Origin of the sequence: Novosphingobium album (ex Liu et al. 2023) (assembly GCF_029076845.1) — a bacterium.
Lineage (GTDB): Bacteria > Pseudomonadota > Alphaproteobacteria > Sphingomonadales > Sphingomonadaceae > Novosphingobium.
Map to the genome: position 1 here is coordinate 139735 of NZ_JARESE010000020.1, position 20911 is coordinate 160645.

The 20911-nt window shown below is 68.3% G+C and carries 25 protein-coding genes; 8 read left to right on the forward strand and 17 right to left on the reverse strand.

Annotated features, from left to right (window positions below):
- Positions 1-11: 11 nt before the first annotated feature.
- The 3 genes from PYV00_RS08280 to xseA are packed head-to-tail and all read right to left on the reverse strand — an operon-like array spanning position 12 to position 2623.
- A complete protein-coding gene (locus PYV00_RS08280) occupies positions 12-914 on the reverse strand; it encodes a M23 family metallopeptidase (RefSeq protein ID WP_275227813.1) in 903 nt (300 codons plus the stop codon).
- Positions 911-1114: a DUF2093 domain-containing protein gene (locus tag PYV00_RS08285; protein WP_275227814.1), complete on the reverse strand. Its 204-nt coding sequence runs from the start codon at positions 1112-1114 to the stop codon at positions 911-913. The genes PYV00_RS08280 and PYV00_RS08285 overlap by 4 nt, the downstream gene beginning before the upstream one ends.
- Before the next feature lie 27 nt (positions 1115-1141).
- Positions 1142-2623: an exodeoxyribonuclease VII large subunit gene (gene xseA / locus PYV00_RS08290; RefSeq protein ID WP_275227815.1), complete on the reverse strand. Its 1482-nt coding sequence runs from the start codon at positions 2621-2623 to the stop codon at positions 1142-1144.
- On the opposite strand from xseA, the gene purD reads away from it, so the two are divergent.
- Both purD and PYV00_RS08300 read left to right on the forward strand, forming a co-directional pair.
- Complete coding sequence (gene purD / locus PYV00_RS08295) at positions 2622-3905, forward strand: phosphoribosylamine--glycine ligase (protein ID WP_275227816.1); 1284 nt, start codon at positions 2622-2624, stop codon at positions 3903-3905. The genes xseA and purD overlap by 2 nt on opposite strands.
- 102 nt (positions 3906-4007) lie before the next feature.
- A complete protein-coding gene (locus PYV00_RS08300) occupies positions 4008-4481 on the forward strand; it encodes a hypothetical protein (protein WP_275227817.1) in 474 nt (157 codons plus the stop codon).
- 12 nt (positions 4482-4493) lie between these two features.
- On the opposite strand, the gene PYV00_RS08305 is transcribed toward PYV00_RS08300, so the two are convergent.
- Both PYV00_RS08305 and PYV00_RS08310 read right to left on the reverse strand, forming a co-directional pair.
- On the reverse strand, positions 4494-5000 hold the full coding sequence (locus tag PYV00_RS08305; RefSeq protein WP_275227818.1) for a 3'-5' exonuclease: 507 nt from the start codon (positions 4998-5000) through the stop codon (positions 4494-4496).
- Positions 5001-5013: 13 nt separating this feature from the next.
- The gene (locus tag PYV00_RS08310) at positions 5014-6009 is read right to left on the reverse strand and encodes an adenosine kinase (RefSeq protein WP_275227819.1); all 996 of its coding nucleotides are present in this window, start codon (positions 6007-6009) and stop codon (positions 5014-5016) included.
- Between the two features lie 118 nt (positions 6010-6127).
- Between PYV00_RS08310 and PYV00_RS08315 the strand changes: the two genes are divergently transcribed.
- Entirely contained in the window at positions 6128-6553 is a 426-nt protein-coding gene (locus PYV00_RS08315; protein ID WP_275227820.1) for a hypothetical protein, read from the forward strand.
- Between the two features lie 14 nt (positions 6554-6567).
- On the opposite strand, the gene PYV00_RS08320 is transcribed toward PYV00_RS08315, so the two are convergent.
- Genes PYV00_RS08320 through PYV00_RS08360 form a run of 9 tightly spaced genes read right to left on the reverse strand, consistent with a single transcriptional unit; the run spans position 6568 to position 13018 of the window.
- Positions 6568-6918, reverse strand: coding sequence for a HesB/IscA family protein (locus PYV00_RS08320; protein WP_275227821.1), 351 nt, complete (start codon positions 6916-6918; stop codon positions 6568-6570).
- On the reverse strand, positions 6915-7436 hold the full coding sequence (locus tag PYV00_RS08325; RefSeq protein WP_275227822.1) for a GNAT family N-acetyltransferase: 522 nt from the start codon (positions 7434-7436) through the stop codon (positions 6915-6917). Before PYV00_RS08325 ends, PYV00_RS08320 begins: the two co-directional genes overlap by 4 nt.
- The gene (locus PYV00_RS08330) at positions 7433-7909 is read right to left on the reverse strand and encodes an SUF system Fe-S cluster assembly protein (RefSeq protein ID WP_275227823.1); all 477 of its coding nucleotides are present in this window, start codon (positions 7907-7909) and stop codon (positions 7433-7435) included. The genes PYV00_RS08325 and PYV00_RS08330 overlap by 4 nt, the downstream gene beginning before the upstream one ends.
- Complete coding sequence (locus PYV00_RS08335) at positions 7906-9120, reverse strand: aminotransferase class V-fold PLP-dependent enzyme (protein ID WP_275227824.1); 1215 nt, start codon at positions 9118-9120, stop codon at positions 7906-7908. Before PYV00_RS08335 ends, PYV00_RS08330 begins: the two co-directional genes overlap by 4 nt.
- A complete protein-coding gene (locus tag PYV00_RS08340; protein ID WP_275227825.1) occupies positions 9117-9884 on the reverse strand; it encodes a SufD family Fe-S cluster assembly protein in 768 nt (255 codons plus the stop codon). The genes PYV00_RS08335 and PYV00_RS08340 overlap by 4 nt, the downstream gene beginning before the upstream one ends.
- Entirely contained in the window at positions 9881-10624 is a 744-nt protein-coding gene (sufC, locus tag PYV00_RS08345; RefSeq protein ID WP_275227826.1) for a Fe-S cluster assembly ATPase SufC, read from the reverse strand. The genes PYV00_RS08340 and sufC overlap by 4 nt, the downstream gene beginning before the upstream one ends.
- Positions 10625-10626: 2 nt before the next feature.
- Complete coding sequence (locus PYV00_RS08350) at positions 10627-11100, reverse strand: endonuclease domain-containing protein (RefSeq protein ID WP_275227827.1); 474 nt, start codon at positions 11098-11100, stop codon at positions 10627-10629.
- Positions 11097-12611 carry a Fe-S cluster assembly protein SufB gene (gene sufB, locus PYV00_RS08355; RefSeq protein ID WP_275227828.1) on the reverse strand — a complete coding sequence of 505 codons (1515 nt, stop codon included), beginning with the start codon at positions 12609-12611 and terminating at the stop codon, positions 11097-11099. Before sufB ends, PYV00_RS08350 begins: the two co-directional genes overlap by 4 nt.
- Positions 12608-13018: an SUF system Fe-S cluster assembly regulator gene (locus PYV00_RS08360; RefSeq protein ID WP_275227829.1), complete on the reverse strand. Its 411-nt coding sequence runs from the start codon at positions 13016-13018 to the stop codon at positions 12608-12610. Before PYV00_RS08360 ends, sufB begins: the two co-directional genes overlap by 4 nt.
- A gap of 359 nt (positions 13019-13377) precedes the next feature.
- On the opposite strand from PYV00_RS08360, the gene PYV00_RS08365 reads away from it, so the two are divergent.
- From PYV00_RS08365 to PYV00_RS08385, 5 genes are all read left to right on the forward strand, one after another.
- Entirely contained in the window at positions 13378-14424 is a 1047-nt protein-coding gene (locus tag PYV00_RS08365) for a quinone-dependent dihydroorotate dehydrogenase (RefSeq protein ID WP_428981621.1), read from the forward strand.
- Positions 14425-14435: 11 nt separating this feature from the next.
- On the forward strand, positions 14436-16142 hold the full coding sequence (gene ggt, locus PYV00_RS08370) for a gamma-glutamyltransferase (RefSeq protein ID WP_275227830.1): 1707 nt from the start codon (positions 14436-14438) through the stop codon (positions 16140-16142).
- A gap of 74 nt (positions 16143-16216) precedes the next feature.
- Positions 16217-18022, forward strand: coding sequence for an AMP-dependent synthetase/ligase (locus PYV00_RS08375; protein WP_275227831.1), 1806 nt, complete (start codon positions 16217-16219; stop codon positions 18020-18022).
- Positions 18023-18129: 107 nt separating this feature from the next.
- The gene (locus tag PYV00_RS08380; protein WP_275227832.1) at positions 18130-18384 is read left to right on the forward strand and encodes a hypothetical protein; all 255 of its coding nucleotides are present in this window, start codon (positions 18130-18132) and stop codon (positions 18382-18384) included.
- Between the two features lie 55 nt (positions 18385-18439).
- On the forward strand, positions 18440-18799 hold the full coding sequence (locus tag PYV00_RS08385; RefSeq protein ID WP_275227833.1) for a retroviral-like aspartic protease family protein: 360 nt from the start codon (positions 18440-18442) through the stop codon (positions 18797-18799).
- On the opposite strand, the gene PYV00_RS08390 is transcribed toward PYV00_RS08385, so the two are convergent.
- The 3 genes from PYV00_RS08390 to PYV00_RS08400 all read right to left on the reverse strand — a co-directional run bounded on the left by PYV00_RS08390 (position 18796) and on the right by PYV00_RS08400 (position 20832).
- Positions 18796-19323: a hypothetical protein gene (locus PYV00_RS08390; protein WP_275227834.1), complete on the reverse strand. Its 528-nt coding sequence runs from the start codon at positions 19321-19323 to the stop codon at positions 18796-18798. The genes PYV00_RS08385 and PYV00_RS08390 overlap by 4 nt on opposite strands.
- A gap of 125 nt (positions 19324-19448) precedes the next feature.
- Positions 19449-20444 (reverse strand): sulfur carrier protein ThiS, encoded by a 996-nt coding sequence (gene thiS, locus PYV00_RS08395; RefSeq protein ID WP_275227835.1) that lies wholly within the window; start codon positions 20442-20444, stop codon positions 19449-19451.
- Between the two features lie 16 nt (positions 20445-20460).
- On the reverse strand, positions 20461-20832 hold the full coding sequence (locus tag PYV00_RS08400; protein ID WP_275227836.1) for a MerC domain-containing protein: 372 nt from the start codon (positions 20830-20832) through the stop codon (positions 20461-20463).
- Positions 20833-20911: the final 79 nt, after the last annotated feature.

Here is a 20911-nt window from a genome sequence, read left to right on the forward strand (position 1 = left end):
CCAGACCGGCTCTAGGACATCGGCCCCGTCAGCAGGATCGGATCGATCCGGGCATCACGCCACTTCATGCTCCAGTGCAAATGCGGGCCGGTGGCGCGGCCGGTCATGCCGATGCGGCCGATGACCTGGCCCTGCTTCACATGATCGCCTTCGCGCACCAGGATTTGCGAGCAGTGGAGGAACGCGCTGTTGAGCCCCATGCCGTGATCGATCATCAGCAGGTTGCCTTCCAGCGTGAAAGGCGCTGTCGCCGCCAGGATGACGACGCCATCGGCCGGCGCGACGAACGGCGTGCCGCTGGTCCCGCTGGTGATGTCCATGCCCGAATGAAAGCTGCCCGGCTCGCCGCGATAGACCCGTTGCGAGCCGAACCGCCCCGAAATCCGGCCCTTCACCGGCCAGATGAAGGGCTGCCGCCAGCCCTGCGCATCGGTCCGCATGGCGCGCGCGGCTTCGATCCGCGCGAGTTCGGGCTGGCGCAGCGCCATGAAGGCCTCGGTCGGGCCGCCTTCCCGGCGCGCGATATTGACGTTCTCGATTTGCCAGGCGCGCGGCGCGACCGTGAGCGCGCGCGTGACCGCGCGCCCGTCGTCCAGCCGGGCGACCAGCGTGGCGCCCGGCGGCGCGTCGCGATCGAACGCGACGAAGAAGCTGCCGTCCGCGCCGAACGGCACTTCGGTGGCATCGAGCCGCAGGCTGCGCGTGCCGGCCGGAACCTTGCCCCTGATCCAGCCGCCTTGCGTGGTTTCACCCGTGAAGGTGAATTCGGCCGGCACCGCCGCCGCGGACGAGGAGAGATCCGGCAGGGCCGCCGCCGTCAGCCGCCGGGCCAGCGGACTGGCGCCGCCGCTGATCAGCGCGATCAGCACCAGCCCGCCCAGCATCCAGCCCTTGAGGCCGGCGCGGGCGATCATGCCTGGCCGAGCAACCGCTGCGTCGCGATCGCCGCGCTGGCGTAAGGTTCCTGCCGCTCCACGCTCCAGTAGCGCAGCACTTCAAGCGGGATCTTCTCGCCCGTCACCGTGCAGACGACGTGGTCGCCCGGCTGCAACATGCGAAACCCGTTCGGTCCATAGCTGAGCATGGCGGGACGGTTGGGGGATGACATCAGCATGGCCATGCCTCTAGCAGACCCGCCCGATCAAAACAAATCGCCCTGCCCCGGCACGGTGCCCCTGGGCCGCACCGGACGGCGGGGCGCCGCCGTTCCGCCGCCGCTGACGGCGACCGGCAAGTCGCCATCGCGGAACTTGAGCACCAGCGCCGCTTCCTTTTCGGCCATGGCCTTGCGCGTCAGCGTCTGGCCTTCGGGCGTGGTCACGCGGGCGAAGCCGCGATCGAGCGGCTTGTCGGGATCGAGCTGCGGCAGGACGCGCGCGACTGGAGCGAAGCGATCGCGCGCCAGCGCCAGCCGGCGCATGAGCAAGGCCGGGGTCAGCCCGGCATGGGCCAGCCGGTCCGCGCCGCGCTCCACACGATGGCGCAGCAGCGGCAGCGAGAGCCGGCCGGCGACCGCCTGGAGCCTTTCGCGCTGCGCATAGGCCCGATCGCGCAAGCCCCGGCGCAAGCGCTCGCCAAGATCGTCGAGCTTCTGTGCCGGTTGCGCCAGCAGTGCCTCGGGCCGGGGCAGGCGCTGCGCCCGCGCGTCCAGCCGCTCGCGCCCCAGGGCGATCGGCCGCAGCGCGCAGCGGCGCTGGCGCAAGGCCAGCTCGTCGATCTGCGCCAGCAGGTCCGCGCGCACCGGCACGGCCATCTCGGCGGCGGCGGTGGGCGTGGGCGCGCGGCGATCGGCGGCGAAATCGGCCAGCGTCGTATCGGTCTCGTGCCCCACGGCGGAAATCACCGGAATCGTGCATTCGGCAATGGCGCGCACCACGATTTCCTCGTTGAACGACCAGAGGTCCTCGATCGAGCCGCCCCCGCGCGCGACGATGACAAGATCGGGCCGGGGCACCGCGCCGCCCGCCGGCAGCGCCGAAAAGCCGCGCACCGCGCGCGCCACCTGCTCGGCCGAGCCCTCGCCCTGCACCAGCACGGGCCAGACGAGCACGCGGCTGGGAAAGCGATCGGCCAGCCGATGCAGGATATCGCGGATCACCGCGCCGGTGGGCGAGGTGACGACGCCGATCACCCGCGGCAGGAAGGGCAGCGGCCGCTTGCGCTCCTCGGCGAAAAGCCCTTCGGCGGCCAGCCGCGCGCGCAGCTTTTCCAGCAGCGCGAGCAAGGCGCCCTCGCCCGCGATCTCCATGCTTTCGATGACGATCTGGTATTTCGAACGGCCCGGATACGTCGTCAGCTTGCCGGTGGCGACCACCTCGATACCGTCCTCGGGCCGGAACGCCAGGCGCTGCGCGCCGCCGCGCCACATCACCCCGTCGATCACCGCCTTGTCATCCTTGAGCGCGCAATAGAGGTGCCCCGAGGCCGCCCGCTTGACGCCCGAAAGCTCACCGCGCAGCCGCACGAAGCCGAAACGGTCCTCCACCGTGCGCTTGAGCAGCGCAGAGATCTCGCTCACCGTCAGCGGCGCGGCGTTGTCCCCGGCGGCCTGCTTCGCTACCAGCCCACGCGATACACTTGCGGCGTCATCATCGTCGTCATCGAAAGACAGGGTACCGGCCATGAATATCCTTCTGCTGGGTTCGGGCGGGCGCGAACACGCGCTCGCGTGGAAGCTGGCGCAATCTCCGTCTTGCGGCAAGCTCTTCGCCGCACCGGGCAACCCCGGGATCGCCGAGCATGGCGCCTGCGTGGCGCTGGACGCCGCCGATCACGCGGCGGTGATCCGCTTCTGCGAGGCGGAGCGCATCGGGCTGGTGGTGATCGGCCCGGAAGCGCCGCTGGTCGATGGCCTGGCCGACAGCCTGCGCGGCGCCGGCTTCGCCGTGTTCGGGCCCAGCCGCGCCGCCGCGCAACTGGAAGGCAGCAAGGGCTTCACCAAGGACTTGTGCGAGCGCGCCGGCATTCCCACGGCCGGCTATGTCCGCGTGACCAGCGAGGCCGACGCGCTGTCCGCGCTTGACGGTTTCAGCGTGCCGGTGGTGATCAAGGCGGACGGCCTGGCCGCCGGCAAGGGCGTGACCGTGGCGATGACCGCCGCCGAAGCCGAAGCGGCGGTGCGCGACATCTTCGCCGGGCGCTTCGGCGCGGCCGGGGCCGAAGCGGTGATCGAGGAGTTCCTCGAAGGCGAGGAAGCCAGCTTCTTCGCGCTGACCGACGGCAGCACCATCGTCCCCTTCGGATCGGCGCAGGATCACAAGCGCGTCGGCGATGGCGATACCGGCCCCAATACCGGCGGCATGGGCGCCTACAGCCCGGCCCCGGTGCTGACCGCGCTGCTCGAAGGCGAAGTCATGGCCAGGATCCTGACGCCCACGGTCCAGGCCATGGCGGACGAAGGCTATCCCTATTCGGGCGTGCTCTATGCCGGGCTGATGCTGACGCGCGCCGGGCCCAAGCTGATCGAATACAATTGCCGCTTCGGCGATCCCGAATGCCAGGTGCTGATGATGCGGCTGGAAAGCGATCTGGTGGAGATCCTGTTCGCCTGCGCCGAAAGCCGGCTGGCCGCGATCGAGCAGCCGCGCTTCCTGGACGAGACGGCGCTCACCGTGGTCATGGCCGCGAACGGCTATCCCGACACGCCCGAGAAAGGCGGCCGCATCGACGGCATTCCGGCAGCCGAGGCGGACGGCGCCAAAGTGTTCCATGCCGGCACGGCGCTGGGCATCGACGGCGTGCTGACGGCGAACGGCGGCCGGGTGCTGAACGTCACCGCGCGCGGCGGATCGGTGACGGAAGCGCAGGCCAAGGCTTATCAGGCGGTGGATCGCATCGCCTTTCCCACCGGCTTCTGCCGGCGCGACATCGGCTGGCGCGAAGTGGCCCGCGAAGCCGGGGAATGATCGGGCAAGGGGCAAACCGCGCATCCGCGCCTTGCATTTGCCGGCGGCAGAGGCTTGGAAACCGGACGGACTGCGTGGATTGGCTTTGATTCGGGGGCGCCGATGCTCGATCGTGCGGATGCGATACTCAAGCTGGCGCTGGCACTGGCGGCGCTGTTTCTCGGCGGGGGCGTGGGATACTATTACGGGGTGTTCCTGCCCATGCATACCGCGCGCGAGGCGGAACGCGTGCACGCCGCCGAACAGGCGCAGCTCGACAAGCAGAAGGAAGCCGACGACAAGAAGGCGGCGGCGGTGAAGGACGCCAGGACCGAATATAACGACTGCCTCAGCTTCGCCCAGCTTGGCTATACATCACGCTGGAACAGCACGTGCCGATCGCTCCACGACGCCGAGCAGAAGAATTACGACGCCTGCGTTTCCTCGGGCTATTCCACCGATTATTGCGCCACCACTTACCCGGTGCGCCCGGCCAAGGACTGCTCGCTGCCCGATGACACGGCATCGGACTATGACGATTCGCTGAAGAGCGACAAGGACTTGTGCCTGCAGAAGCTGCGCGCGAGCCAAAGCTAGGATGCGCGGTCGCTAAGGCAGATCGCCATCCAGCAGCAGCCGGACCGTCAGCGCCAGCCGGCTGGCGTCATCGCGCGCGACGTGTTCGCGCGGCAGGCGTGCCTTGGCCTCGGCCAGCGCGGCAACGACTTGCGGGCGGGTATAGCCGCGTTCGACCAGCAGTTCGCCCAGATAGCGCACCGGGAACGGCACGGGCGCGCCCACCGCGCCGGCCAGCACTTCCAGCCAGTAGGCATCGAGATCGGCATCGGCATAGACCTGGCAATCACCGGCGACTTCGGCCAGTTCGGCGAGCACCTGCTCGGGCGGCAGGCCCTCGCGCGCCAGCATCTCGCGGCTGATGCCATGCAGCGCCTCGGCTTCCTCGGACCAGTCCCAGAATCGCCACTTGGGCGATGGGCGGATGAGCCAGGTGCGGCTGGAACCGTCGATCCGGGCCAGCGCGACTTCGATCGGATAGGACTGCCCGTATTCAGGCAGGCAGCTCGCCTCGAAGTCGATCAGCGCCGGGCAGCTCAACCGATCCGCCCCCTTATCCCGCGATTCCGGCGACCAGCGCCTTGAGATCGGCTTCCGGCCGCGCACCGTAATGGGCGATGACCTCGCTCGCGCAGACTGCGCCCAGCTTCAGGCACTGGTCCAGCGGCCGCCCGCGCACATGGCCGAACAGGAACCCGGCGGCGAACAGATCGCCCGCGCCGGTGGTGTCGATCACCCTGGCGATCGGCTCGGCCGCGACATGGGCCCGCTCGCCCCCGGCGATCGCCACCGCGCCCTTTTCGCTGCGCGTGACGACGAGAACGGGCACTTTGCCGGCCAGGCTGGCCATCCCCGCTTCGAAGTCGCTCTCGCCCGTCAGCGCGGCCAGTTCGTGCTCGTTGGCGAAGAGGATATCGATGTCGCCGGTCTCGATCATCGCGTGGAAATCGGCGCCGTGGCGCTCGATCACGAAAGCGTCGGACAAAGTGAAAGCCACCTTGCGCCCGGCCCCGCGCGCCACGCCGATCGCCTTGCGCATGGCCGCGCGCGGCTCTTCGGGATCCCACAGATAGCCTTCGAGATAGAGCACCGCCGCATCGGCGATCGCGGCTTCATCCAGCGCGGCCGGCGGCAGGAACTGCGATGCGCCCAGGAAGGTGTTCATCGTGCGCTGCCCGTCAGGCGTGACGAAGATCAGGCAGCGCCCCGTCGCCGGCTCGCCCGAACGGACCGGCGTGGCAAAGGCGATGCCGCCGGCGCGAATATCATGCGCGAAGACCTCGCCAAGCTGATCGTCGGCGACCTGGCCGATGAACGCGCATTTCGCGCCGAGCGCGGCCAGCCCGGCCAGCGTGTTCGCCGCCGATCCGCCCGAGATCTCGCGCGCGGGGCCCATCGCCGCGTAGAGCGCGTGCGCCCGCTCGGTATCGACCAGCGTCATGCCGCCGCGCGTCATGCCCAGATCGTCGATGAGCGCATCCGTACTCGCCGCCATGACATCGACGATGGCATTGCCGATGGCGATGACGTCGTAACTGGGCTGGCTCATGCAGGCAGGTTCCTCTGGTGGGGGAGAATGGATTCAGCCGCGAGTAGCGCGCGGTCCACCGCTCCGCAAGGCGCGGGCCGTTGACAGCAGGATCATCACGCGCGATTCGCCGCCCACGATGAACCGCGCGCCTTTCCTGCGTCCTCGCACGCTGCTTTGCCTGGCCCTGCTCGCCCCGTTCCTGTCCGCCTGCGCATCCACCGGCGGCGGCGCGAGCGGCTCGACCCGGCCGAACGCCGCCGTGCGCCAGCCGGTCAAGCCGCCGCCGCGCGACGCGGTGGTGCACATGCTGCCGGGCCTGGAAGGCGTGATCGGCGCCGACCAGAAGGAACTGGTCCGCCAGTTCGGCCAGCCCCGGCTCAACGTGTGGGAAGGCGATGCGCGCAAGCTGCAGTTCGGCGCGGCGGCCTGCGTGCTCGACATCTATCTCTACCCGACGACGCAATCGCGCGAACCGCTGGCGACTTATCTCGAAGCGCGCCGCGCCTCGGACGGGCAGGAAGTGGACCGCGCCGCCTGCGTCACCGCGCTGCGGCAGAAATAGCGCCGCGCGCCGCGTCAGACGGTGAAGCTTTCCCCGCAGCCGCAGCTTCCCTTGGCGTTCGGATTGTCGAACACGAAACCAGCGGTGAAATCGTCCTCCTGCCAGTCCATCGTGCTGCCCACCAGGTAGAGCACGCTGGCGCCGTCGATGAAGAAGGCGCCGCCCGGCGTTTCGATCCGCTCGTCGAAAGCGTTCGCCTCGGTCACGTAGTCCACCGAATAGGCCAGGCCCGAGCAGCCCCGGCGCGGAGTCGAAAGCTTGACGCCGATCGCGCCTTCGGGCGCCTGCGCCATCAGCGCGGCGACGCGCGCCTGTGCGGCGGGCGTCAGGATCACGGCGGCGGGACGTTCGCGAGTGAGAGTCATGGCAGTTTCTTTTCCCAGAAAAGCGCGCTGCCCGCATCCGGGCCCAGCGCGTAGCCGTTATAGCCGAGCGCGGCGTAAAGCGCCCTGGCCTTGGTATTGTTCGCCAGCACTTCGAGCGTAAGCTTGCAGGCGCCGCGCGCCATGGCCTCGCGCTCGGCCGCTGCCATCAGCATGCGGCCAAGGCCCTTGCCCCGCCGCCCCGGCAGCACCACCAGATCATGCACGTTGACCAGCGGCCGCGCGGCGAAGGTGGAAAACCCGGTGAAGCAGTTGATCAGGCCGACCGGCTCCTCCTCCTCGCGCGCGAGGAACGAGAACGCGCCCGGCACTTGCGCCAGCGCGGGTGCCAGCCGCTGCCGCACATCGGCGCGCAAGGGCTCGCCGCCGCCCATCGGATCGCGCGCATAGGCATCGAGCAGCGCGACCAGCGCCGCCGCGTCCGCCGGATCGCGGTAATCGGCGCGCGCGATCGTGAGCGCGGATGCGGATGCCAGGGATGCGGCGGCGGTCTGGTTCACAGCATCCCCAGTTCCAGCTTCGCCTCGTCGGACATCTTGCCCATGTCCCACGGCGGGTCCCACACCAGATTGACTTCGCAATCGCGCACGCCCGGCACGGCGGCGACGCGCATCTCCACTTCGCCGGGCATCGATTCGGCGACCGGGCAATGCGGCGTGGTCAGCGTCATGGTCACGGCGACCGCGCCCTCATCGCCGACATCGACGCCGTAGATCAGGCCCAGGTCATAGATATTGACCGGGATTTCGGGATCGAAGATCTCCTTGAGCGCGGCAACGACGCCTTCGTAGACCTGACCGCCGGGCTCGCCGGGGTTCTCGCCCGCCGGCTGCTCCGTCAGGAAACCTTCCAGATAGTCGCGCTTGCGTTCCAGCTTGTCGGCCGGGCTCTCGGCATCGGCCACGCGCGCGCGGGGCGGCGGCGCGACCGAATCGACTTCCTCCACCCGAAAGTTGCGGTTCTCGTCGGTCATCCGAATATCCTCCTGGCGCGCTCGATCCCCTTCAGGAGCGCGGCGATATCGCTTTCATCGTTGTATAGCCCGAAGCTCGCGCGCGCGGTCGCGGGAACGCCGAGATGGTCCATCAGCGGCTGCGCGCAATGGTGCCCCGCGCGGATCGCCACGCCTTCCTCGTCAAGGATCGTGCCGAGATCGTGCGGGTGGATGCCATCGAGCGCGAAGCTGACGATGCCCGCCGAATCGGCCGGGCCGAACAGCGTGACATCGTTGCGCCGCGCCAGTTCCTCGCGCAGCCGGGCCGTGAGGCGGCGTTCATGGCGCTCGGCCGTATCGAGGCCCACGGCTTCGAGCCAGTCGACCGCTGCGGCAAAGCCGATCGCCTCGATGATCGCGGGCGTGCCCGCCTCGAAGCGCTGCGGCGCCGGGGCGAAGGTGGTCTTTTCGAACATGACGCGATCGATCATCGCGCCGCCGCCTTGCCAGGGCGGCATGGCATCAAGGATCTCGCCCCGGGCCCAGAGCGCGCCGATTCCGGTCGGCCCGTAAAGCTTGTGCGCGGAAAAGACATAGAAATCGCAGTCCATCGCCGCGACGTCGAGCGCGATGCGCGGCGCGGCCTGGCACCCATCGACCAGCAGCTTCGCGCCCACCGCATGGGCGAGGCCCGCCGCATGTTCCACGTGGAGCACTGAGCCCAGCACGTTCGAGACATGTGCGAACGCGACCAGCTTGTGCGCGGGCGTCAGGATGCGCTCGGCGGCGGCGAGATCGATCCGCCCGTCTTCGGTAAGCGGGCAGATGTCGATCGCCACGCCGGTGCGATCGCGCAGCAATTGCCAGGGAACGATGTTCGAATGGTGTTCCAGCGTCGAAAGCAGGATGCGATCGCCGGCCTTGAGGTTCTGGACGCCCCAGGTCTGCGCGACGAGGTTGATCGCCTCGGTGGCGCCGCGCGTGAACACGATCTCGTTTTCGCGCCCGCCCAGGAACTCGGCCACGCGCCGCCGCGCCGCCTCGAACGCCAGGGTCATTTCGGCCGATCGCGCATAGACGCCGCGATGCACTGTCGCATAATCGGCGCCCATCGCGCGCACCGTGGCCTCGATCACCGCTTGCGGCTTCTGCGCGCTGGCGGCGGTATCGAGGTAGTGCCAGCCGCCGGCAAGGCCGGGGAACTGCGCTTTCACCGCACTTTCGGCATTGATCGTCACAGGCGTGGTCATGGCGCTTCTCCATCGAGCACGGCCAGCGCTTCGTCGAGCAGGCGCAGGCGCGCCTCTTCGTCGGTGATCGCCGCGAAGGCATCGGCGATGAAGGCGCGGATCAGCAGCTTGCGCGCTTCGGCCGGGGGCAATCCGCGGGAGGCAAGGTAGAAGCCGGCCGTCTCGTCCAGCGCGCCGATGGCCGCGCCATGGGCGCATTTCACATCGTCGGCGAAGATTTCCAGCTCGGGCTTGGTATTGGCCGAGGCGCCGGCTTCCAGCAGGATCGCCTTGAAGTTCTGGCCCGCGTCGGTCTGCTGCGCATCGCGCGCGACTTCGATGCGGCCCAGGAAATTGCCCGTCGCCCGGCCCCACTGCACCGCGCGCACGATCTGGTTCGACGTCGCGCCCGGTTCGGCATGGAGCACGCGCGTGACCACTTCCTGCACGTTGTCGCCACCGCCGATGGTGACGCCGCCGAATTCGAAATGCGCGCCCTCGGCGAGCGTCACTTCCGCCTCGAAGCGCGCATAGCGCCCGGCAGCATTGACCAGCCCCAGTTCAAAGCGCCCACCCGCGCCGACATGGACGCGCAGCCGCTCGACCGTGCCGCCGGCCAGCGCGCCCGAAGCCAGCACGCGATAATCGCGCCGCGTTTCGCCCGGCGCGATGGTCCATTCGCTCCATTGCATGAGCGTGGCCGGATCGGACGCGGCCAGGAACGCCGCATCGGCATAGCGCCAGTCCTCGTCACGGCGCGTGGGCAGGACCAGGGCCTCGCTCACGCGACCACCGCCTCGTAACCCTGCTCTTCCAGTTCGAGCGCGAGTTCCGGCCCGCCCGAGCGGACGATTCGCCCGGCCGCGAGCACATGCACGAAGTCCGGCTTCACGTAATCGAGCAGGCGCTGGTAATGCGTGATCAGCAGCACCGCCTTGCCGGGCGCGCGCATGATCGCGTTGATCCCCTCGCCCACGATCCGCAGCGCATCGATGTCGAGGCCCGAATCGGTCTCGTCCAGGATCGCCAGCTTCGGATCGAGAATGCCCATCTGCACCATCTCGGCGCGCTTCTTCTCGCCGCCCGAGAAGCCGACGTTCACCGGGCGCTTGAGCATGTCCATGTCCATGCGCAGCAACCCGGCCTTCTCGCGCGCCAGCTTGAGGAATTCGCCGCCCGACAGCGGCTCCTCGCCCCGGCTCCGGCGCTGCGCGTTCGCCGCTTCGCGCAGGAACTGGACGAAGGAGACGCCGGGAATCTCGACCGGATACTGGAAACCCAGGAACAGCCCGGCGGCGGCCCGCTCATGCGGGGCGAGCGCGAGCAGATCCTGCCCCGCGAACCGGATGGCGCCGCCCGTCACCTCGTAGCCGGGCCGCCCGCCCAGCGTATAGCCCAGCGTCGACTTGCCCGCGCCGTTCGGCCCCATGATCGCGTGGACCTCGCCCGCGTTGATCGAAAGCGACAGCCCCTTCAGGATCGGCTTGTCGGCGACGGTGGCGTGAAGATCGGTGATTTCGAGCATGGTCATCCTTCGTACCGCCCGGCGCCACGGCCCGCGCCGGAGCGCGCGGCGCGCCGGTCGAACGGCTTGTTGAGTTCGGCCTCGATCGCGTCGGCAACGCCATCGGCATCGGCCAGCACCGCGTCTTCGGCAAAGCGCAGCACGCGGATGCCGACATCGGTGAGCTTGCGGTCCTGCAGGGCATCGAGTTCGGGATTGGCGCCGGCCTCGCTGATTTCCACCACCAGCCAGCGCGAGGGGCAGGCGAAATCGACCAAGGTCGAGCCCACCAGCGCCTGCTGGCGGAACTTGAACGCGCCGAAGCGCGCGCTGCCCAGCCGTTCCCACAGCAGGGCGCGCGCCTCGGTCGGGTGGCGGCGCTTCTCGCGCGCCATGGCCTTCAGGTTCTCAAGCCGCGCGCCGGTGACGCTCCAGGCCTTCTCGCCGCCGGGCGATGGCGTGGCCTCGGCCTTTACAGACAGGGTCTTGCGGCTCATCCCACGCTCCCTTCCAGCGAAATGCCCAGCAGCTTCTGCGCCTCGACCGCGAATTCCATCGGCAACTGCTGCAGCACTTCCCGGGCGAAGCCGTTGACGATCAGCGCCACGGCCTGCTCGGTATCGAGCCCGCGCTGCATCGCATAGAACAGCTGGTCGTCGCTGATCTTGCTGGTGGTCGCCTCGTGCTCGATCTGCGCGGTGGGGTTGCGCACCTCGATATAGGGCACGGTATGCGCGCCGCAGGTGGCGCCGAGCAGCAGCGAATCGCACTGGGTGAAATTGCGCACGCCTTCCGCGTTCGCCGCCACGCGCACCAGCCCGCGATAAGTGTTGTTCGACTGGCCCGCGCTGATGCCCTTGGAAATGATCGTGGAGCGGCTGCCCTTGCCGTTATGAACCATCTTGGTTCCCGTATCGGCCTGCTGATGGTTATTCGTAACCGCCACCGAGTAGAACTCGCCCACCGAATCCTCGCCGTTGAGCACGCAGGAGGGATATTTCCAGGTGATCGCCGAGCCGGTCTCGACCTGGGTCCACGAGACTTTCGATCGCGCGCCCTGGCACAGCGCGCGCTTGGTCACGAAGTTGTAGATGCCGCCCTTGCCCTCGGCATTGCCGGGATACCAGTTCTGCACGGTGGAATACTTGATCTCGGCATCGTCGAGCGCGACCAGTTCGACCACGGCGGCATGGAGCTGGTTCTCGTCACGCTGGGGTGCGGTGCAGCCTTCGAGGTAGGAGACATAGGCCCCCTTGTCGGCGACGATCAGCGTGCGTTCGAACTGGCCGGTGTTCTCGGCATTGATGCGGAAATAGGTGGACAGCTCCATCGGGCAGCGCACGCCCTCGGGCACGTAGACGAACGTGCCGTCCGAAAAGACCGCGCAGTTGAGCGCGGCGAAATAGTTGTCGTGCACCGGCACGACCTTGCCCAGCCAGCGGCGCACCATGTCGGGATATTCGCGGATCGCCTCGCTGATCGAGCGGAAGATCACCCCGGCCGCTTCCAGCTCCTTGCGGAAAGTGGTGGCGACCGAGACCGAATCGAACACCGCGTCGACCGCGACCTTGCGCGCGCCCTCGACGCCGGCGAGCACTTTCTGCTCCTCCAGCGGGATGCCCAGCTTTTCGTAAACGCGCAGGATCTCGGGATCGACCTCGTCGAGCGAGGCGAGCGCTTCCTTCCTGCGCGGCGCGGCGTAGTAATAGGCGTCCTGGTAGTCGATCGGCGGCACGTTCAGCTTCGCCCAGTCGGGCATCGGCATCTCGAGCCAGCGGCGATAGGCCCTGAGCCGCCATTCGAGCATCCACTCCGGCTCGCTCTTCTTGGCCGAGATGAAGCGCACGGTGTCTTCCGACAGGCCCTTGGGGGCGAATTCCTGCTCGATATCGGCGGACCAGCCGTGCTCGTATTCGGCGACGCGGGCGGCGGCGTCGCGCGCGGCCTGGTCCTTCTGGTTCTCCTCCCCCGCGCTCGCGGGGCCAAGGTTGGTGGTTGCGTCGGTCATTGCGGTTCCTCGACGAGCTGGGTCAGCGCGACTTGCGCCAGCGCGCCACGCAGCGCGGCATTGACTTGCGGCCAGTGCGGCCGCAGCAGGCAGACATCTTCCAGCGTGCAGTCATGCCGGCCCTGCTCTACGCAGGCGGTCAGCGCGATCGGCCCTTCCATCGCCTCGACGATATCGGCCACGGTGATCGCCGCCGGCGGCCGGGCGAGCTTGATGCCGCCGCCGACCCCGCGTGACGAACGCAGCAGGCCGGCCGCGGTCAGGCGGCTGACCAGCTTCTGCACGGTGGGGACCGGCAGGCCGGTCTCATCGGCGATCTGCGCGGCCGAAACGCGCGCGCAGCCACAATGCCGCGCGGCGGCGACCATGGTGACAACGGCGTAATCGGCCATGCTGGAAAGGCGCATTTTCGCTGGTTTCCCGACCTGACAGGCTAAATCAGAGTGATTCTTTCCGATTTCACCTAATGCGGTCGCCGTCGCGATTCAATGGCCCTGCGTGCGGGAAGCGAAAAAGAAACGGCGGTTCCCCGCAGGAGACGGGGAACCGCCATCAAGTTTAGAAAGAACTCGTGCGAAACCGCTAACGAGCCCTTCGGGTCGCACCACGGCCTCTATGCGCCGCGCCGGGTGATTTATTGTAGAAACGCGACATCCGGCCCGCCCTGAGCCAGCGATCCGGTCCAAATCGACCCGATTATCGGATGGAAATCGGGCAAAAGAAGCATTTGAGCCACACCTCCCGGGCCGGTATGCGCGGTGCTGCGATGATCTATGCCCTGCTGCGCCCCCTGCTGTTCCGCCTCGAAGCCGAATCCGCGCATGGCCTGGCGCTGCGGGCGCTGCGGCTGAGCCCGCGCCGCGCCGCCGCGCGCGGCCAGGGCCCGCTGGCCACCGATGTTGCCGGAATCGCCTTCCCCAACCCGATCGGCATGGCCGCCGGGTTCGACAAGGACGGCGAGGCGCCCGACGCGCTGCTCGGCCTGGGCTTCGGCTTTGCCGAGGTCGGCTCGATCACGCCGCTGCCGCAGCCGGGCAATCCCCGGCCGCGCCTGTTCCGGCTGGCGGAGGATCGCGCGGTGATCAACCGCATGGGGTTCAACAACGGCGGCGCGCAGGCCGCGGTCGACCGGCTGGAGGCCCGCGCCGGGCGGCCCGGCGTGATCGGCATCAATATCGGCGCCAACAAGGATTCGGCCGACCGCATTGCCGATTATGCGACGATGGCGCGGCTGATGGCGCCGCTCGCCAGCTATCTGGCGGTCAATGTCAGCAGCCCCAACACGCCGGGGCTACGCGCGCTGCAGGACGAGGCGGCGCTGACCGCGCTGCTCGACGCGGTGATCGCCGCGTGCGACAGCGCCAGCCTGGCCCGGCCGCCACCGCCGGTGTTCCTGAAAGTCGCGCCCGATCTGGAGCCGGCGGATATCGACGCGATTGCCCGCATCGCCATCGACAAGCGGCTGGGCGCGCTGATCGTTTCGAACACCACCGTCTCGCGCCCGCCGCTGCGCTCGCCCCACGCGGGCGAGGCCGGCGGCCTTTCCGGCGCGCCGCTGAAGGATCTGGCCCAGCAGCGGCTGCGCGATTTCCGCCGCGCCACCGGCGGCGCGGTGCCACTGGTCGGCGTGGGCGGCATCGCCAGCGCCGAGGATGCCTGGGCCCGCATCCGCGCGGGCGCGAGCCTGGTGCAGCTTTACAGCGCCATGGTCTATGAAGGGCCGGGGATCGCGCATCGCATCGGCAAGGGGATGGAACGGCTGATGCGGCGCGACGGGTTCGCCTCCATTGCCGAGGCGGTCGGAAGCGAATAGCGTTTCGCGTGATGTTGCAGCGTTTTCTTCTGGGCCTTGCCGCCCCGCTCGCCCTTTCCGCCTGCGCGAGCGTGCCCGCCCCGCCCTCGGCCAGTTCGCCCAGCCTCTACGATACCGGCATGGTCAGCGCCGCCGATCCGCGCGCGGCCGAGGCGGGCGCGGAGATCCTGCGCAAGGGTGGCAGCGCCACCGACGCGGCGATCGCGACCATGCTGGCGCTGACCGTGGTGGAGCCGCAAAGCTCGGGCATCGGCGGCGGCGGCTTTTATGTGCGCGGCGGCGCGGACGGCGCGATCGAGACGATCGACGGGCGCGAGACGGCGCCCGCCGCCGCCACTCCGCGCCGCTTCCTGGGTGCCGACGGCAAGCCCCTGCCTTTCCGCACGGCCGTGATCGGCGGGCGCAGCGTGGGCGTGCCGGGCAATCTCGCGCTGGCGGCAAAGGCCCATGCCGAGCATGGCAAGCTGGCCTGGGCCGCGCTGTTCGCGCCGGCGATCCGGCTGGCCCGCGATGGCTGGGTGCTGAGCCAGCGCGGGCATGACTTCCTGCAACGCCAGCCCGATACCGGCGCGCATGACGCGGCGGGCAAGGCGTTGTTCTATGACGCGGCCGGCGTCGCGCTGCCGGCAGGCGCCCGGGTACGCAACCCGGCGCTGGCCCGGACGCTGGAAACCATCGCCCGGCAAGGCGCCGGGGCCTTCTACCAGGGCCCGCTCGGCCGCGAGATCGCCGGCAAGGTCGCCGCCGAAACGCCCGACGATGGCCGGATGAGTGCCGCCGACATCGCCGGCTATGCCGCAAAGGAGCGCCCGCCGGTCTGCGGCGTCTACCGCGCCTACCGGATCTGCGGCATGGGCCCGCCATCCTCGGGCGCGACGACGGTGCTGGCGATCCTCATCCAGCTCGAACCGTTCGACATGGCCGCGCTCGGCCCCGATTCGCCAGTGGCCTGGCACCTTTTCGCCGAATCGCAGCGGCTCGCCTACGCCGATCGCGACCTCTATCTGGCCGATCCCGACTTCGTGCCGGTGCCGGTGCAAAGCCTGATCGACCCGGAATACCTGCACGCGCGCGGCCGCCTGATCGCGCCGGACCGGACGCTGCCGCAAGCGCTCCCCGGCCGGCGCGACCTGGCCCGCGCGCCGGGCTTCGGCCCGCCCGAGAACGGCACCTCGCACTTCGTGGTGGTCGACCGCGCGGGCGAGGCGGTGAGCTATACCTCCACGATCGAAAGCGCGTTCGGATCGGGCATCATGGCCGGCGGTTTCTATCTCAACAACGAGCTGACCGATTTCAGCTTCGTGCCCGAACAGAACGGCGCGGCGGTGGCCAATGGCGTGTGGGGCGGCAAGCGGCCGCGCAGCTCGATGGCGCCCACGCTGGTCTATGGCCCGGACGGCAAGCTGGTGCTGGTGGTGGGCGCGGCGGGCGGCGCGACGATCCCGGTGCAAGTGGCACGCGCGCTGATCGGCTTCATCGACTGGCGCTTGCCGATCGCGGACGCGCTGGCGCTGCCCGTCCTCTATTCCCCCGGCGACACGGTGACGATCGAGCAGGGGTCCAAGCTGGAGGCGTTGATCCCCGCGCTCGCAAAGCTGGGCCACGCCGCCATCCGCAAGGCCGAGCTGCCGCTCAAGACCAATGCCATCGCGGTGAAAGGGCGCGCGCTGGACGGCGCCGCCGATCCGCGCAGCGAGGGCCGCGCCATTTCCCAATAGGTGACTTTCCCGCAGGCGGCTTGCCGGACAGGCGCCGCCGACATAGACCCGGCCGGGGAAGAGGATCGCAGCGCATGGACCTTTCGGACTTCGAGAACGCCGGCAATTTCATCTCGCTGTTTCTCGCGCGCGCGGATGCGCTGGGCGACAAGCCGATGCTCTGGACCAAGCAGGACGGCGCGTGGCGGGCGATCAGCTGGAAGGAAGCGGCCCGGCGCGTCTGCCTGATGGCCGAAGCACTGCGGCGCATGGGGCTGCAACCGGGCGACCGGGTGATGATCGTCTCGGAAAACCGGCCCGAATGGTGCATCGCCGATCTGGCGATCATGGCGGCAGGCTGCGTGACGGTGCCCACCTACACCACCAACACCACGCGCGATCATGTCCATATCCTGGAGAATTCCGGCGCGCGGGCGGTGATCGTCTCCACCGCCAAGCTGGCCAGGGCGCTGCTGCCGGCCGTGCTCCAGACCGACTTGTGCCAGCATGTGATCGCGATCGAGCCGCTGCCGCCGCCGGCACAATCGGGCGGCTTCATCAGCCACGCCTGGCAGGCGCTGCTCGCAGGCGACGCACCGGCCGCGCAGCTTGCCGTGCGCGCGCGGGCGGCCGGGATGCGGCGCGAGGACCTGGCCTGCATCATCTACACCAGCGGCACTGGCGGCGCGCCGCGCGGCGTGCGCCAGCACCACGGCATGATCCTGGCCAACATGGCTGGCTGCGCGCGCATCATCCTTGAGGACTTCGGCTGGGAGGACGAGGTTTTCCTCTCGTTCCTGCCGCTCAGCCACGCCTATGAGCATACCGGCGGCCAGTGCCTGCCGATCGGGCTGGGCGGCCAGATCTACTATGCCGAGGCACTCGACAAGCTGGCCGCCAACATGGAGGAAGTGCACCCCACGATCATGGTGGTGGTGCCACGCCTGTTCGAAGTGCTGCGCACGCGCATCGTCAAGCAGATCGGCAAGCAGGGGCGCCTGCCCGCGCTGCTGATGGACTGCGCCATCGCCACCGGATCGCGCGCGGCGCGCGGCCACCCCCGGTTCGGCGACTGGGCGCTGGGCAAGCTGCTGGACCACACGCTGCGTCCCCGCATCCGCGCCCGCTTCGGCGGCCGGCTGAAAGCGCTGGTTTCGGGCGGCGCGCCGCTCAATCCCGGGCTTGGCGGCTTCTTCCAGTCGATCGGGCTGACGCTGCTGCAAGGCTATGGCCAGACCGAGGCGGGGCCGGTGATCAGCTGCAACCGGCCCGGCGCCGGCATCAAGATGGACACGGTCGGCCCGCCGCTCCACGGCGTCGAGGTGCGGATCGCCGACGATGGCGAGATCCTGGTGCGCGGCGAACTGGTGATGCACGGCTACTGGGCGAACGAGGCGGCGACGCGCGCCGTGCTGCACGACGGCTGGCTGCACACCGGCGACATCGGCCATCTCGACGCGAACGGCCGCATCGTCATCACCGATCGCAAGAAGGACATGATCGTCAACGACAAGGGCGACAACGTCTCCCCGCAGAAAATCGAATCGCTGCTGACGCTCCAGCCCGAAATCGCGCAGGCCATGGTGGTGGGCGACCGGCGGCCCTACATCGTTGGCCTGATCGTGCCCGACCGCGAATGGTCGGAGGAATGGGCCCGGGCCAACGGCCAGCCCGCCGACACGGCATCGCTGGGAGCGGCTTCCGAATACCGGGCGGCGATCCGCGCGGCGGTGGACCGGGTCAATGCCGACTTGTCCGTGATCGAAAAGGTCCGCCAGTTCGCCTTCGCCGACGAGCCGTTCAGCATCGAGAACGAGGAGATGACCCCCAGCCTCAAGGTCCGCCGCCACAAGCTGAAGGAGCGCTACGGCGAAAGGCTGGATGCCCTGTACAAGGGGTGATCGGATTCGCAGCGTAGCGGACTCTTTACGGTGCCAGAGTCAAGGCATTTTCACGTGACAGCGGAATCCCGCATATGTTACGTTGGACGTCACACAGGAGAGCAATCATGGCGCACTCTATCGAGGTCGAGATTGAGCGCAATTACGCAGCATTTCTTGACATGCTGGAAAGGCTTATGCTGTCCAATAACGGGCGGTATGCATTGCTGCACGATCAAGTTCTTGAAGGTGTCTTCGACTCGCCGGGGGAAGCAGACCGGCAAGGATTTGCCAAGTTCGGCCGTGGTCCCTATTCCGTTCAACTCGTGACGGACGAACCCGTTGACTTGGGCTTTATGAGTAATGCGATATGTCAGGGGTAGAGTAGAGGACAATCGCATCCGGATTCGGGTGGGAATCAGGGCATTCAATCCTGATGTGACCGCTGATGTTGATCTGACTTGTCATGAGTTCAACGCCTTGGTCGATACGGGTGCAACGCGCACCTCAATCAGTCAAAACGTCGTCAACAAAGTGGGCCTGGAGAGGCGCGGAACTATGCCGGTCGGCAATGTCAAGCGCACGGAACATCACCACACTTATCACTTCTATGTCGGAATCTGGCCCGAGACGCAGGACGATTCGCTCCCTGCATTTTTTGGGATCGGTAATGAGATCTTGGGCATAGATGGCGGCGACAGCCGCTTTTACGATGTCCTGCTCGGCATGGATATCATCTCCCAAGGTTGCCTGAGGTTAGATTTGGACGGCAGCTTCGAATTGGGTTTTCCAGATTAGGCCGCTTCCTTCTCGATCCACTCGGGATAGAAGCTCGGCTCACGATCGGACCAGCCGGGCGCGGTGGCGGCGGCTTCGCTGATCGAGTGGAGCAGTTGCTTGCGGCGATCGGGGCGAATCTGCGGCAGCGCGGCGGCGCCGCAGAAGGCGCCGGGCAGCCAGGGGCGCGCCCACGCGCCGAGCAGCCGCTCGTAAAGGAAGCGATAGGCCGAAAAGCTGGAGATCCGTTCCTGCGACAAGTCGAAAGCGGTCATCCGCACCAGCTTGCCCATGAAGCCTTCGAGCCCGTCGAAGCCGATATCGTCAGGCCGCATCGCGCGCAGCGTCTTGAGATCCTGATAAGCGACGTATTGCGAGCGGATCGAGGCGATCTCATCGGCATTACGCGCCCAGAGCTTGAACGCGTCCTGCCGGCCCAGACCGATATCGAGGCCGCGCTTGATATAGCGCTGCTCGCAAGAGGTGAAGCTGGCGAACTCGCGCAGCTCGCTGATGGTCAGACTGGCGGTACCTGCATAGCCCATGGCTTGTCATCCCGTGCTCGCGGAACGGGCCTGCCCCCTCTCCGCGAATCACAGATCACCACATTAGACTTACCAAGCAGTTAACCATCGCTCCGTGCCTGGCCCCGCGGGACCGGCGGGCGCGATCAGATCAGGCCGGCAAGCGGGCTGGAGGGATCGGCATAGCGGCGCGTCGCCATGCGGCCGGCGAGATAGGCCGCGCGGCCCGCTTCCACCGCCAGCTTCATGGCGTGGGCCATGCGAATCGGGTCTTTCGCCTCGGCAATGGCGGTGTTCATCAGCACGCCGTCGCAGCCCAGCTCCATCGCCACCGCCGCGTCGGATGCGGTGCCGACCCCGGCATCGACCAGCACGGGCACGCTCGCCCCCTCGACGATCAGGCGGATCGTCACCCGGTTCTGAATGCCCAGGCCAGAGCCGATCGGCGCCCCCAGCGGCATCACCGCGACCGCGCCGGCCTCCTCAAGCTGCCTGGCCGCGATCGGATCATCGACGCAGTAGACCATCGGCAGGAAGCCTTCGCCGGCCAGCACTTCGGTGGCCTTCAGCGTTTCGCGCATGTCGGGATAGAGCGTGCGCGCCTCGCCCAGCACTTCCAGCTTGACCAGATCCCAACCGCCCGCCTCGCGCGCCAGGCGCAGCGTGCGGATCGCCTCGTCGGCGGTGAAGCAGCCGGCGGTGTTGGGCAGGTAGGTGATCTTCTTCGGGTCGATGAAATCGGTCAGCATCGGCGCCTTGGGGTCCGATATGTTGACCCGGCGCACCGCCACCGTGACGATGTCCGCGCCGCTCGCTTCGACGGCGGCGGCGTTCTGGGCGAAATCCTTGTACTTGCCGGTGCCCACGATCAGGCGTGACCGGAACGTGCGGCCCGCCACAGTCCAGGTATCCTCGGGCGGGGCGGCGACATCGCCGCCGCCGACGAAGTGCACGATCTCCAGCACGTCGCCATCGCCCAGCGGCGCTTCGGCCAGCGTCGATCGCGGCACGATCAGGCCATTGCGCTCGACCGCGACCTTGCGCGGGTCAAGCTCAAGGCTGGAAACGAGATCGGCGATGCTGGCGCCGGGGGCGATCCGGCGCGGTTCGCCGTTGACGATGAGCTGGAGTAAAGCGGACATGCCCCGCAGATAGCGCTCACGCCGCGCGGTGCAAGTTCCGGATATGCGCCGTGGCCACAAGCGCCACCCCGGCAACGGTCAGCACGGTTTCCGCCAGGCCATGCCCGGAAAGGATCGCCGAGGCCATCAGGCCCAGGCCGATGGCGCCGATCGCCAGCGGACCCAGCCGGCCGTGCCGCAGCACGCCAAAGCCGAGCGAGACCAGTCCGACCAGCACCGCCAGCGCCAGGCCGATCTGGTGAATGCGCGGGTCGAGCAGGAATCGCCCGCCCAGGCCCAGGACCGAGACAAAGACGATACCCAGCACACAGTGCACGGCGCAAAGCGCGGACAGGACGACGCCCATCCGGTCAAGCCGATCGCGAATCGAGAGGAGGGCGTGCCGCATGGCGATGCACATATGTAATGTTGTATCATGCCGCAACCCCTGGCGGGCGGGTCCGCGAAGGCGGCGTGTCGCGCATGGC

What these genes read in the sequence shown, in the direction of transcription:
- PYV00_RS08280 (WP_275227813.1), bottom strand. Translation starts at nt 914, where the DNA reads ATGATCGCCCGCGCCGGCCTCAAGGGCTGGATGCTGGGCGGGCTGGTG.
- PYV00_RS08285 (WP_275227814.1), bottom strand. Translation starts at nt 1,114, where the DNA reads ATGCTGATGTCATCCCCCAACCGTCCCGCCATGCTCAGCTATGGACCG.
- purD (WP_275227816.1), top strand. Translation starts at nt 2,622, where the DNA reads ATGAATATCCTTCTGCTGGGTTCGGGCGGGCGCGAACACGCGCTCGCG.
- xseA (WP_275227815.1), bottom strand. Translation starts at nt 2,623, where the DNA reads ATGGCCGGTACCCTGTCTTTCGATGACGACGATGATGACGCCGCAAGT.
- PYV00_RS08300 (WP_275227817.1), top strand. Translation starts at nt 4,008, where the DNA reads ATGCTCGATCGTGCGGATGCGATACTCAAGCTGGCGCTGGCACTGGCG.
- PYV00_RS08310 (WP_275227819.1), bottom strand. Translation starts at nt 6,009, where the DNA reads ATGAGCCAGCCCAGTTACGACGTCATCGCCATCGGCAATGCCATCGTC.
- PYV00_RS08315 (WP_275227820.1), top strand. Translation starts at nt 6,128, where the DNA reads ATGAACCGCGCGCCTTTCCTGCGTCCTCGCACGCTGCTTTGCCTGGCC.
- PYV00_RS08320 (WP_275227821.1), bottom strand. Translation starts at nt 6,918, where the DNA reads ATGACTCTCACTCGCGAACGTCCCGCCGCCGTGATCCTGACGCCCGCC.
- PYV00_RS08330 (WP_275227823.1), bottom strand. Translation starts at nt 7,909, where the DNA reads ATGACCGACGAGAACCGCAACTTTCGGGTGGAGGAAGTCGATTCGGTC.
- PYV00_RS08335 (WP_275227824.1), bottom strand. Translation starts at nt 9,120, where the DNA reads ATGACCACGCCTGTGACGATCAATGCCGAAAGTGCGGTGAAAGCGCAG.
- sufC (WP_275227826.1), bottom strand. Translation starts at nt 10,624, where the DNA reads ATGCTCGAAATCACCGATCTTCACGCCACCGTCGCCGACAAGCCGATC.
- PYV00_RS08350 (WP_275227827.1), bottom strand. Translation starts at nt 11,100, where the DNA reads ATGAGCCGCAAGACCCTGTCTGTAAAGGCCGAGGCCACGCCATCGCCC.
- sufB (WP_275227828.1), bottom strand. Translation starts at nt 12,611, where the DNA reads ATGACCGACGCAACCACCAACCTTGGCCCCGCGAGCGCGGGGGAGGAG.
- PYV00_RS08360 (WP_275227829.1), bottom strand. Translation starts at nt 13,018, where the DNA reads ATGCGCCTTTCCAGCATGGCCGATTACGCCGTTGTCACCATGGTCGCC.
- PYV00_RS08365 (WP_428981621.1), top strand. Translation starts at nt 13,378, where the DNA reads ATGATCTATGCCCTGCTGCGCCCCCTGCTGTTCCGCCTCGAAGCCGAA.
- ggt (WP_275227830.1), top strand. Translation starts at nt 14,436, where the DNA reads ATGTTGCAGCGTTTTCTTCTGGGCCTTGCCGCCCCGCTCGCCCTTTCC.
- PYV00_RS08375 (WP_275227831.1), top strand. Translation starts at nt 16,217, where the DNA reads ATGGACCTTTCGGACTTCGAGAACGCCGGCAATTTCATCTCGCTGTTT.
- PYV00_RS08380 (WP_275227832.1), top strand. Translation starts at nt 18,130, where the DNA reads ATGGCGCACTCTATCGAGGTCGAGATTGAGCGCAATTACGCAGCATTT.
- PYV00_RS08390 (WP_275227834.1), bottom strand. Translation starts at nt 19,323, where the DNA reads ATGGGCTATGCAGGTACCGCCAGTCTGACCATCAGCGAGCTGCGCGAG.
- thiS (WP_275227835.1), bottom strand. Translation starts at nt 20,444, where the DNA reads ATGTCCGCTTTACTCCAGCTCATCGTCAACGGCGAACCGCGCCGGATC.
- PYV00_RS08400 (WP_275227836.1), bottom strand. Translation starts at nt 20,832, where the DNA reads ATGCGGCACGCCCTCCTCTCGATTCGCGATCGGCTTGACCGGATGGGC.